The following is an 11,660-nucleotide window of genomic DNA, read 5'->3' on the forward strand; positions in this document are numbered from 1 at the left end:
ATGACGTCGGGCGACAGGGTGGGGGTGCGAGCCGGTGCGGCGTGAGAAGAGCGCGCCCCCGCATCATATCAAAGCTGGAAATTCTCGCCCAGATAGAGGCGGCGGACGTCGGCATTGGCGACCAGTTCGGTGGGATTGCCCGCGAACAACACCTGGCCGTCATAGATGATGCAGGCGCGATCGACGATTTCCAGCGTCTCGCGCACATTATGGTCGGTGATGAGGACGCCGATGCCGCGGGTCTTCAAATCCTTCACCAGATCGCGAATGTCGGCGATGGAGAGCGGATCGATGCCCGCGAACGGCTCGTCCAGCAGCACGATCGACGGGTTGGCCGCCAGCGCGCGGGCGATTTCGCAGCGGCGGCGTTCGCCGCCCGACAGCGCCATCGCGGCCGAATCGCGGAGGCGCACAAGGCCGAACTCGCTGAGCAACTGCTCCAGCCGGGCGGCGCGGGCGGCCTTGTCCGGCTCGGCCTGCTCCAGCACCGCACTGATATTCTGCGCGACGGTCATGCCCCGGAAGATCGACGTTTCCTGCGGCAGATAGCCCAGCCCCAGGATGGCGCGGCGATACATGGGCAGGTTGGTGATGTCCTGCCCGTCCAGCACGATGCGGCCATGATCGGGACGGACCAGGCCCATGACCGAATAGAAGCAGGTCGTCTTGCCCGCGCCGTTGGGGCCGAGCAGGCCGACGACCTCCCCCTTGCCCACGGTCAGCGATACGTCGGACAGGACGACGCGCTTGTCATAGCTTTTGGCGATCGAAATGACTGACAGGCCGTCGCTCACTTCCTGCGGGATTTGCGGGCGTTGCGCCGTCCGTTCCGGGGTCATCACGTCGTCCATGCGTCTATCCTTGCAGCCGTTTGACTAAGCACCCCTTGAATTTCGGAACGCATAAGGCGGTTGGCAAGCTTTGTGCATGGGATTGCCGCCGGGGCAAGGGGAAAATGCGCTGATGCGCGCCGGCCGGACGGCGGGCGGGGTCAGCGATCCCAGTCGAGCAGGGCCGGTCCCAATGCCTGTTCCAACGGCCCCAGCCAGGGGGTGAAGCGTTTCCAATGGTCGATCCCGTCGGTGAAGATCGGCTGGCGCACCTGTTCGCTGCTGGCGGTCCGCACCGCGCGCTTGTTGATCCAGAAGGCGAGGCAGGCGTCTTCGAACGGCAGGTTCAGGTGGGCGAGCAGGCGCGCGACCTCGCCGGGGGTGTCGGCGACCATCTGTTCGTAGAGGACGCGGTGGACTCGGCCGGGCGCGGCGGCATCGAACGCGGCCATCAGGGCGACATAGTCGCGATAATAGAGGCCAATGTCGGTCAGGTCGTAGCTAAACGCCTGGCCTCGGGCGAAATGCTGTTTCCAGCCTGAAAAGCCGCAGGCCATGGGATGTCGGCGTGCGTCGATGATACGGGCGTTGGGCAGGATTAGCCGGATCAGGCCGACATGCTGCCAATTATTGGGCATCTTGTCGATGAAGTGCGGCCGGTCGGTCTGGCGATGGACGCGGGTGCGGTCGATATATTCCTCGCCTAGTCGGAGCCGGTCGGCGGGAGTGAGGGAGGCGATCATCGCGGCGAAATCGGGAAATTCGCCATCGTCCACGCGCGACTGGAGGCGGCTGGCGATCATCATCATCTCCGGCAGCTCCATCGTGCCTTCGATCCTGCTGTGGCTGGACAGGATCTGTTCGACCAGCGTCGATCCCGCGCGCGGCAGGCCGACGATGAAGATCGGGTCGGACGTCGCGCAGCCGCCTGCGCCCCGGTCGGCGAGGAAGACGCTGGTGAAGCAGGCGCGCGCGGCGGCGACCTCGGCGGAAAATTCGGTCGCGTCGTGGCGGATCATCGTGCGGCGCAGGCGATTGCCCTGGTCATAATGGCCAAAGGCGGCTTCGTCCTCGCCTGCATCCTCCAGCGCCTTGCCCAGCGAGAAATGGAGGTGGAAGACATCCTCCTGCCGGGTCGCGGCGTCGGGCGCGAGGGTAGCGAGCGCGTTAGTCATCGTGGCGATGTCGGCCGCATCCAGCTTCACCGTCTTGAGGTTGGCGAGGCTCCACCAGGCTTCGCCCATGGTCGGTTGATGCGCCACCGCCTGACGATAGGCGTGGACGGCGTCATCCTGCCGTCCCAGTGTCTTGAGCGCATGGCCCAGATTCTGCCAGACCTGGGGCTGGTCGGGTTTGAGCGCGAGCAGGCGTTCGTAGATCGCCCGCGCGCCATCCTGATCGCCCAGTCGCACCAGCACGGAAGCGCGGAGGAGGTCGTAGCCGGGATGCTTCATCGGCGAGGCGGCGAGGATATCGGCATGGTCCAGCGCCTCGGTCAGCCGGTTATTCTGGAGCAGCAGGCGGATCAGGAAGTCGCGCGCCAGGTCGAAGCCGGGGGCGAGGGCGACGGCGCGGTCGACCAGCGCCAGCGCCGCGCTCATGTCGCCGCGCCGCCACTGGATTTCGCCAGCCATGCGGATGGCGGGCGGATCGTCGCGCGCCGCCAGCCGGGCTTCTGCGGCGTCGAGATCGCCGTCATGCATCGCCATGGCGGCTTCGAGCAGGGTGCGGTCGCGGGAAGAAGCGTGGACGCCCGACAGGTCGGCGCGCCAGGCGTCCTGGTCTTGGCCTGCCTTGCGCAACTGCGCGGCGAGCAGGAACCAGCCGGCGGCCAGGGCGGTCTGCTGCCGCAACAGGCTTTGCAGAAGGGCGATGGCTCTGGCGGTATCGCCGGCCGCGATGGCGGCCTGCGCCGACGCCCATGGCGAAAGGGACGGGCGGGCGGCGGCGGTCGAAACAGGGTTCATCGTCTGTCCTATTTCCTTTCTGCCTTGCAGCATGAACGGGATTGTGCGGCGGCGCAACAATCTATGAAAGCGACTGCAACTAAGCTGTTGACTCCTGCTTTCGTTGCCGCATTATCAAAGCTGGACAAGCGTCATGGAATGGCGAAAGTCCAAGGGGTAGTCATATCATTACGGATGGCGCGCGGAGGCGCGGCTGGTCTGGGAACCACCCGGTTTCCGGTCGCGGAGGCCTGTGCCTTTGCGAAGGCCAGAATGAAATCATGCCCGTCAGGGCAGGATGCAGTGCGTCATAAACACGCGGGCAAAATCGCGGGACGGGGAGAGTGAGGCGGAAGGCGCGGTTTATTCAAGGGGGAGTCAAAACAAGATGAAAGTCCCGTCGCGTCGCCGGTCGCAGTTGATGAAGATTTTGGGGGTGACCACCATATTGGCCGGGCTGTCCGCGCCGGCCGTCACCTTTGCCGCCGAAGCGGCCGAGCAGGTCGCCGCCGATCCGGCTGCGGTCGCCGCTGCCGATGATGCCGGGGGCGGCCTCACCGAAATCGTCGTCACGGCGACGCGCAGCGCCCAGTCGATCCAGAAGGTGCCGATCTCCATGCAGGCGCTGGGCGCCGAGACGCTGGCGCAGCGGCAGGTCAAGGGCCTCAGCGATTTCGCGGCGCTGCTGCCATCCGTGTCGTTCGAAGGGATCGGACCGGGCCGCAACACCGCCTTCTTCCGCGGCATCGTGCCGGCGGGCGGCGCCTATGCCTCTGTCGGCTATTATCTGGACGACATTCCGATCACCGGCACCGAAGTTCCCGATATCCATGCCTATGACATGGAGCGGGTCGAGGCGCTGGCCGGACCGCAGGGCACGCTTTATGGCGCGGGATCGCTGGCGGGTACGATCCGCCTGATCACCAACAAGCCCAATCTCGACAAGTTCGAATTCGGTTATGACGTCGAAGCCAATAAATATGGCAAGGGCGATTTCGGCGGCCAGATCGAATCCTACATCAACATTCCGCAGGGCGACACTATGGCGCTGCGTGTGATGGGCTATTATCGGCGCGATGGCGGCTATATCGACAACACGCCCAACAACGGCCTGCTCAACAATGGCAGCCCGGCCATCTATACGCTGGGCGACAATAATCCGAACACCAATTTCGCGCTCGACAATAGCGACATCGCGAAGGACGATTATAACACGATCAAGGAATTTGGCGGCCGTATCCAGATATTGTGGCAGCCGGCCGACGGTTGGGAGATCACGCCGCAATTCACCGGCCAGCGCCAGGTGTCCAAGGGCTATTTCGGCTATGATCCGCGCGTCGGCGACCTGGAAGTCCATGACTATGACCAGACCAAGAATGACGACCGATGGTATCAGGCGGCGCTGAGCATCCATGGCCATATCGGCGACTGGGACGTCGTGTCGGCCACCGGTTTCTTCAAGCGCCGGACCAAGACGCTCAACGACTATACCTATTATACCGTCACCTATGACGGTTTCGGCGCGGGCTATGAAAGCTATCTGCAATTTTTCGACAATTGCACCGGATCGGGCGCATCGCAGCAATGTTCGCTGATCGATCCGACCCAATATTATCACGCCGACACCCACCGCAACAAATTCACCCAGGAATTGCGCATCTCCACGCCCAAAGACTGGCCGTTCGACGTCACGGTTGGCGGATTCTATCAGCGGCAGAAGAACGAAACGAACACCTATTACGCCATTCGCGGGCTGGACACGATCACCGGCTATACTGCGACCGGTGGCGGCGATGTGGCGGGCGGCCTGATCGGCGTGCCGGCGATGTATGGCATCGCCTATGACGAGGATGGCAATCCCTTTTTCGACACGAGTGATGTGATCAACCCCAACGGTAATCCGCTGGGCACGATGTTGCTAGGCACGCAGGCGGTGAAGGGCGACGGCTTCTATATCACCGAACAGAACCAACTTTATCATGACAAGGCGATCTTCGCGGAAGGCCATTATAACATCACGCCGACGCTGAAGCTGACCGGCGGCATCCGCTATTTCTGGACGGATTATGCGGTCAAGGGCTTTGCGGGTGTGGCCGGTTCCGCCGCCAATACGATTACGTCCATCTATATCCCGACAGGCGAAATGGGCTGCCCGACGCCTTTGCCGGCCGAACGCCTGCAATGCCTCAACACTAACTTCCGGGCGGCGGACCAGACCGGACGGTATAAAGAGGATGGCGAAACGCATAAGGTCGCGCTCGACTGGCAGTTCCAGCCCGACAAGATGGTCTATGCCAACTATTCGACCGGCTTTCGCCCCGGCGGTTTCAACCGGCCGCTGCGCATCCGCAATTTCGGCCCGGTCGATGTGGCGCCATTCAAGTCGGAAACGCTCACCAATTTCGAACTGGGCGTCAAGACGACCTGGAACAATATTTTCCGTTTCAATGCCGCCATCTATTATGAAAAGTGGAATAATATCCAATATGGCGTTGTCGTGTCCGGGGCGCAGGGCGCGGGCATGACGGGCAATGCGGGCAAGGCAGAGGTCAAGGGCATCGAATATGATGCGGACCTGAAACTGGGCAAGGTGACGATCTCGACCTCCGGCGCCTATAATGATGGCAAGCTGAAGGGGAATTTCTGTAATTTTGCGCTGGACCGGACGACCTCGTCCATTTCCCAGCTGTCCAGTTGCACGCTGGGTGAGGATGTCCCTGAGTCCAGTCCGCCAACGCCGCAGGTCGCCGCGGCCAATGGCACCCGCCTGCCGCGCCAACCCAAGTTCAAGGGCACGTCGTCGATCCGCTTCGACACATATATGGGCGATTACAGCGCCTATTTGCAGGGGGCGGCACTCTACCAGACCGGCGCGACGCAGGATCTGAACGTCGACAGCAATGCGCTGCTGGGCAATACCAAGGGTTTTGTCAGCTTCGACTTTTCCGGCGGGATCAAGAAGGACAATTGGAGCCTGACGCTGTTCCTGCAGAACGCCTTCGACAAGCGCGGGCAGTTGACGCGCAACACCTTCTGTTCGATCGACTTCTGTTCGGGATCGTCGCGCACCTTCACGATCAAGCCGCAGTTTTTCGGTATCCGCTTCGGCCAGAAATACTGACGGCCTGACCTTATCGACCAACGATGCGCCGCCGCCGAATCGCAGGATTCGGCGGCGGCGCTATTTGGGGAGGGCGATGAACCGGGTATCGCATCGGGCCAGCAGAAGGCGCAAATCCGCATCGGGTTCATCCACAATTCATCGAAGTTTTTGGCGGAATAGCGTGCTTTTGCATATGGCTCCATTCAACCGGCCGGATGCACGCCCGGTCATAATCACGTTGCCGAAACGGTCCGGGGCGGCCTCCAACGATCGGGTCATGTTGACTATCAGGAGAATAATATGTCGCCCTCTTTGACGAAAATAGGGGCCCTGACCGCGGTTCTGGCAGGCTCGATGGGCCTGACGGGCTGCGCCACCAAAGGGTTTGTGCGCGAACAGGTCGCCACCGTGAACCAGCGCGTCGATGCGCTCGATGCGAAATTGCAGACGACAGACGGCACCGCGCAGCAGGCGCTGGCGGAAGCCCGGTCCGCATCGGGTCAGTCGCAGCAGAACAGCCAGCGGCTCGACCAGTTGAACGGCCGCGTCGATGGCGTCGAACAGCGGATGCAGGAAGCCCAGCGCAAGCGCGCGCGCAACTGATAGGCTTCACAGATCAGGGGCGGCCTGGCCGTCCTGATCGCGATCGGGTCGGCGCTTCCCTTGGCGTCGGCCCTTTTTGCCGATCCCTCTTAGAGGTTATTGCATGAATTTCACTATGCTGCTGGCGATCGCTGGCTTGGGGCTGGCGGTGACCGGACCGGTCGAGGCGGCGGGACCGGGCAAGGTCGCTGCCCAAGCGCCTGCGACCGACGCGCCGGTGATTCTGTCGGATGGCGCCACGCGCGTCGCTGAGTGGGTCGCCGCGGCGCAGGATAATCATGCGCTGCCCTATATCATCATCGATAAGCCGGGCGCTGCCGCCTATCTGTTCGACGCGAAGGGCAAGATGCTGGCCCATGCGCCGGTCCTGATCGGCATCGCGCCGGGGGACGATGCGACGCCGGGCATCGGAACCAAGAACCTGTCGGAGATCGGACCCGCGGAAAAGACGACGCCGGCAGGGCGTTTCCTGGCGAAATTCGGCGTGGCGGCGGGCAAGCAGCGGGTGTTGTGGGTGGATTATGCGACGTCGGTGGCGCTGCACACCATTCCGCCGGGCAATCTGAAGGACAAGCGCAAGGAACGGATGCTGTCCCCAGCGATCGACGATAACCGCATCACCTTCGGCTGCATCAACGTACCCAAAATCTTCTATAACCAGAGCGTCAGCCCGCGTTTTCGCAAGAAGGGCGGCTATGTCTATATTCTGCCCGACAGCAAGCCGCTGGAAGACGTGTTCCCGCGGCTCAGGGTGCAGCCCTTCCTCAATGCGGCGGCGGGCAGCACCGATGCGGTTGCCGGGCAGTAAGAGGCCTAGAGCGGTTTGCGATCCGACTGCATCGGATCAACCGCTCCAGATCATTGGTTTTACGCGATTTCCGAGTCATCAGATGATTCCATCTGATTAGAAATCGCTCTAGCCTTTTTCGCCCGGATAGAGCAGCCGCAGCGAGGCGGGCGCCTTGCACAGGCGGATCGCAGCGTCGACATGGCGGGCGCGTTCGGCCTTGAGCGCGGTGGTGGACAGGGGATGCAGCCGTTCGCGCGCGACTTCGTCGGCCGTGAAGGGCGCGGCGCCCGGTGGCGCGCTGGCGCCGCCCAAGCCGAAGACGACGAAATTCATCATGTCGGCGAGTTGCTGATTATCCTTGATCCGGCTGTGCGCGACATTGGGCAGGCGGATGAGATAGGCGCGGGCGGCGGGCGTGCAGAGGAACCAGCCGACCCGGCCGCGGAGTTCAGGCAGCCGCGCGGGCGCGGCGCTGCCCGCGACGCCATGACAGCCGGCGCATTGTTCGACATAGTCGGCGCGCGCCATCGCCGGATCGGCGATGGCGGCAGGGAGCAGGCCCATCGGCGGCAGCGCCGCGCGCAGGCCCGCCGTGCCGCCCAGCAGGAGCAGGGCGGCAAGGATCAGTGGCTTTAGTCGTCCGTCGCGCAAGGCCATTATGCCTAGCTTGCCGCGCCCACCAGAACCGCGGTGGAGCAATGATAGTCCATGCTGCTGGTGCCAAAGCACCAGATCACGTCATTGTTGAGCTGCGGCACGTACAATTGCGTTTCGCGGTCGGTATTGTCGCACCCGCACTGGCCGCAGGCCGGCTTGCCGCAACAGTCGCGATAGGCGATCAGATAGGCCTTGCCGTCGTCCGGGTTGATGCAGGTGCCGACCCAGGAAACGGGCGAAGGCTCCGCGCCCGGCGGGCAGCTATGGATGCCGCCGCCGCAGCAGGTGCAGAGCGCGCCGTCGATCGCGCAATAGCGCCAATAGTCGCATTTGCTATCGTCCTTCGTCTGCGCGGTACGGGCGAAGAAGGTCTTGGTTTCGGGCGAGCGGTCGGGCTTGGCGGCCTCCGCGCGGCTGACCGGCAGCAGCGGGAAGACGGGGGCGGCGACCAGCGCTGCGCCCAGGCGCGAGAGCATCGAGCGGCGCGAACTGGCCCCGGCGAATTTGCGCAGCAATTTTTCGCCCATGCTGTCGGCGTTGAATTTTTTCATGACCTTGCCCCCATTTCTGCCGTCAGGCCGCCTGCGCCTTGAGCCCGCCTATATAATCCTGCACCGTGGCGATGCCCATTTCATGCGCCACCACCAGGCTTTCCAGATGTTCGCGGCTGTTCACCAGCCCCTTGGACAGGATCGTGCCTTCCTCGTTCAGCAGCACCGCGAAGGGCAGCTTGGCGACCTGGTAGGCCTGACCCACTTCGGGTCCGTTCAGGAAGGGATGACCCTCCAACCCATGTTGCGCGATCATCGCGCGCTGGGCGCCGACATCATCATCGCCCACGAAGGTCAGCGCCACGCGCTCGGCGCGGGCGAAGCTGGTCGCCATCGGGATCACCGCCTTGCAGAGCGGGCATTGGGCCGAGACGAACAGCAGCAGCCGCAACGTCACGCCATGGGCATGGCCGCCGACGCTGACCGACTGGCCATCGAGCGTGGTAGCCGGGACCGCGCCGATCGCGCCGCCGACCGCCGGGCCGCCACTGGTGGCGAGCGCGCCGGCGGGGGCCACGCGGATGTGCAGCACGCCGACCTGTCGCGCCAGCGCCAGCAGCGCGACGACAAGGCCGATAATGATGATCCAGGACAGGATCTGGGAGACGATCAGCGAGGTCAGCATGGTTATCTCCGATGGGCGGGCGACGCAGCGAGCGCGGCCAGCGACTGGAAGAGCAGGCAGAGGAGCGCGATGGCGACGCCGGCGGCAAGCGCCGTGGCAAGGTCGATCGCGCCGAAGGCGGGCGGGGCGGGCAGGCGCAGCGCCAGAAATGCGGCTAGCGCGCCGTTGCGGATCACCAGCGGCCAGCCGATCGCATGGCGCAGCGCGCCATGGCCGCAGCCGCAATCGATATGGCCGCGCCCGCGCGCAATGTTGATCGCCATCGCCGCGGCGAACAGCAGCAGCAGCGCCATGCCCAGCAGTTGCGGCAACGGACGCAGGCCGACCAGCAACGCCGCGCCGGTGGCGACCTCCACCACGGGCAGCAGCCGCGCTGCGGGGACGATCAGCCGCCGGGGCAGCAGGCGATAATTGGCGATGACGCCGGGCAGCAGCACGCGATGGCGCCACTGGTCGATGCCCGCGACCAGGAAGAACAGGCCGACGGCGATCGAGGCGGCGAGGCCTGACAGGGCCAGCAACTGCTCCGCCAAGGCCATGGTCAGGACGGCTCCAGCACGGTGATGATGCCGCCGCCAGCCTTTTCGATCTTGTGCTTTTCCTCGCCGGTGGCGACGTCCATCACATGGACTTCACCCTTTTCGCCGTTCATGTAGAGCAGCGGCTTGTCGGTCTGGGACACTTCGATATTGTTCATCGGCTCTTCGAGCACGAAGCGCTTGACCACCTTCTGCGCGGCGACATCGACCTGCCACACTTCGTCGCCCGACGCCTTGTGCGACCAATATTCGCCCTTGTGCATCAGCACGAACAACATGCCGGTCGCGCGGTGCAGCGCCATCGGCTGGCGGCCGCCCGGATACCAGTTGACGTCGAGCGGCTTGGCGTCGCCGACGCGGATGCCGGCTGCCGCCTGGATCGAGAAGGGCGCGGACACGGTCGGCGTCGCGCTGATTTTCGCGGTGTAGATCTGGCCGGTATAGGTCAGGAAGGTGGTCTGCTTCTTGATCCGGTCATAGGCGAAATTGTCGAAGATCGGATCGTCGCTCGCGGCGAAGAAGGGGGCCGTGTGGGTGATGTCCGCCTTCGTCCCCTTGATCGCCACGGTGGCGATCGATCCGTCGGAACAGAGCGCCGAGAAGCCGACGCCCGGATTGGGCATCAGGCTGGCGCAGCCGGGCAGTTCGATCGCGGTGATCAGCTTGCGCTTGGCCAGGTCGACGATATTCACACCCGACGTCGGGCTGAAATCATAGACATAACCGGTCTTGCCATCGTCGCTGATGATGAAATTATTCTTGCGCGATCCGATCAGCAGGCGACCCGGCATCGCGATTTCCGTGACCAGGTTCAGCGTCTTGCTGTCATAGACGGTGACCATGTCCTGCCGCGTGCCACGGTCGTTTTTCGACCAGATGGTTTCGGCGACATAATAATATTTGCCGGCCGGATCGATCGCCATGTCGGCGAGTCGCCGGGTTTCGACCATGCCCTTCATCTTGCCGCTTTCGCCGTCGAAGATGCTGGTGCCCGGCATGTCCCATCCGCCGTCGACAAAGAACCATGTCGGCTTGGGCGGATCGATGGTCAACGTATCGGATTCTTCGGGTTCGACCGAAGCCTTTGTATCGGCCGGTGCGGCCTGCGCCAAGGCGGCGCTGGCGAGCAGCGATCCGCAGAGGGCGGCGGCGAATATCCTGAAACTCGTCTTCGACATGCTGGCTGATCCCCCTGATCCCTGCTGCGCCGGGGACAAGGTTTGACGGCTGTCCAGATTTGGTCAAGGGGTCGAAATGACGTGGCGACAAATAAATGTTGCGGCGCAGCGTTTTGTTATCAGGCCAGTTCGGGTTCGCGGGCCGGAGCGAGAGCGGCGATGTCCGCCGATGTCGCGTTGCGGGCCAGCGCCACCAGCGACTGGACGGCGAGCGCGGTGAAGGCGGGCATCTTGTCGGCCCAGGGCTTGCCATGGCCCAGGAAGGGCGTGGCGCCCTCCATCGTCGCGCTGATGAACAGGGCGACGGTGCGGACGTCGTCGGGCGACAGCGTCGGATTGATCGCGGCGACATGGTCGCCGATCACGCCATGGACCCGATCGTAGAAAGCCTTGACCCGGTCGGCCACGAAGGGGTTGTGATTGGCCAGCGCCCATAATTCGGTGAACAAATGGGTGGTGCGCTTCGACCCGATATCGTCGAGGCACAGGATGATGACCAGCTTCAGCCGTTCTTCGGCGGTCAGGCCGGGTTTGTGCACGACGGCGTCGAGCAGCTTGCCATAGCTGTCGACCAGCTCGTCCAGAAGCACCTGGATCAGCATTTCCTTGCGGGGAAAATGATAGCTGACATTGCCCACCTTCATGTCGCAGCGCGCGGCGATGCGGCGGATGGTGAAGGCATCCGCCCCTTCGTCGATCAGCACGTCCATCGCCGCCTTGAGTATGGCGTCGACCGTTTCGGTGCCGCGAGCATAAATGCCGGGACGGGAAGGGGGGCGTAACTGCGTCATTTAACTTATTTCGGGATGTATCATCCCTTTCCTGTGCTGACCAGAGA

At 63.5% G+C, this 11,660-nt stretch carries 11 protein-coding genes; 3 read left to right on the top strand and 8 right to left on the bottom strand.

Annotation, left to right across the window (positions count from 1 at the left end; all coding sequences use genetic code 11):
• Window positions 1-68: 68 nt before the first annotated feature.
• Both lptB and EWH12_RS06385 read right to left on the bottom strand, forming a co-directional pair.
• Window positions 69-851: an LPS export ABC transporter ATP-binding protein gene (lptB, locus tag EWH12_RS06380; RefSeq protein ID WP_066605921.1), complete on the bottom strand. Its 783-nt coding sequence runs from the start codon at window positions 849-851 to the stop codon at window positions 69-71.
• 140 nt (window positions 852-991) lie between these two features.
• Complete coding sequence (locus tag EWH12_RS06385; RefSeq protein WP_242495966.1) at window positions 992-2,797, bottom strand: tetratricopeptide repeat-containing sulfotransferase family protein; 1,806 nt, start codon at window positions 2,795-2,797, stop codon at window positions 992-994.
• A gap of 400 nt (window positions 2,798-3,197) precedes the next feature.
• Here EWH12_RS06385 and EWH12_RS06390 point away from each other — a divergent pair, with 400 nt between their 5' ends.
• The 3 genes from EWH12_RS06390 (at window position 3,198) to EWH12_RS06400 (ending at window position 7,290) form a co-directional block, all read left to right on the top strand.
• Entirely contained in the window at window positions 3,198-5,897 is a 2,700-nt protein-coding gene (locus tag EWH12_RS06390; protein ID WP_129926082.1) for a TonB-dependent receptor, read from the top strand.
• A gap of 282 nt (window positions 5,898-6,179) precedes the next feature.
• The gene (locus EWH12_RS06395) at window positions 6,180-6,482 is read left to right on the top strand and encodes a hypothetical protein (RefSeq protein WP_066605919.1); all 303 of its coding nucleotides are present in this window, start codon (window positions 6,180-6,182) and stop codon (window positions 6,480-6,482) included.
• 103 nt (window positions 6,483-6,585) lie between these two features.
• Window positions 6,586-7,290, top strand: a complete 705-nt coding sequence (locus EWH12_RS06400) for a hypothetical protein (protein ID WP_129926050.1) — start codon at window positions 6,586-6,588, stop codon at window positions 7,288-7,290.
• 108 nt (window positions 7,291-7,398) lie between these two features.
• On the opposite strand, the gene EWH12_RS06405 is transcribed toward EWH12_RS06400, so the two are convergent.
• The 6 genes from EWH12_RS06405 to EWH12_RS06430 form a co-directional block, all read right to left on the bottom strand.
• Window positions 7,399-7,929: a cytochrome C gene (locus tag EWH12_RS06405; protein WP_129926051.1), complete on the bottom strand. Its 531-nt coding sequence runs from the start codon at window positions 7,927-7,929 to the stop codon at window positions 7,399-7,401.
• A gap of 5 nt (window positions 7,930-7,934) precedes the next feature.
• A complete protein-coding gene (mauA, locus tag EWH12_RS06410; protein ID WP_066605911.1) occupies window positions 7,935-8,480 on the bottom strand; it encodes a methylamine dehydrogenase (amicyanin) small subunit in 546 nt (181 codons plus the stop codon).
• Between the two features lie 22 nt (window positions 8,481-8,502).
• Window positions 8,503-9,105, bottom strand: a complete 603-nt coding sequence (locus EWH12_RS06415) for a thioredoxin domain-containing protein (protein WP_129926052.1) — start codon at window positions 9,103-9,105, stop codon at window positions 8,503-8,505.
• 2 nt (window positions 9,106-9,107) lie between these two features.
• Window positions 9,108-9,644 carry a MauE/DoxX family redox-associated membrane protein gene (locus tag EWH12_RS06420; protein ID WP_129926053.1) on the bottom strand — a complete coding sequence of 179 codons (537 nt, stop codon included), beginning with the start codon at window positions 9,642-9,644 and terminating at the stop codon, window positions 9,108-9,110.
• 2 nt (window positions 9,645-9,646) lie between these two features.
• Window positions 9,647-10,822 carry an amine dehydrogenase large subunit gene (locus EWH12_RS06425; RefSeq protein WP_129926054.1) on the bottom strand — a complete coding sequence of 392 codons (1,176 nt, stop codon included), beginning with the start codon at window positions 10,820-10,822 and terminating at the stop codon, window positions 9,647-9,649.
• Between the two features lie 119 nt (window positions 10,823-10,941).
• Window positions 10,942-11,613, bottom strand: a complete 672-nt coding sequence (locus EWH12_RS06430; protein WP_129926055.1) for a TetR/AcrR family transcriptional regulator — start codon at window positions 11,611-11,613, stop codon at window positions 10,942-10,944.
• Window positions 11,614-11,660: the final 47 nt, after the last annotated feature.

The organism is Sphingobium cupriresistens (assembly GCF_004152865.1).
GTDB lineage: Bacteria > Pseudomonadota > Alphaproteobacteria > Sphingomonadales > Sphingomonadaceae > Sphingobium > Sphingobium cupriresistens.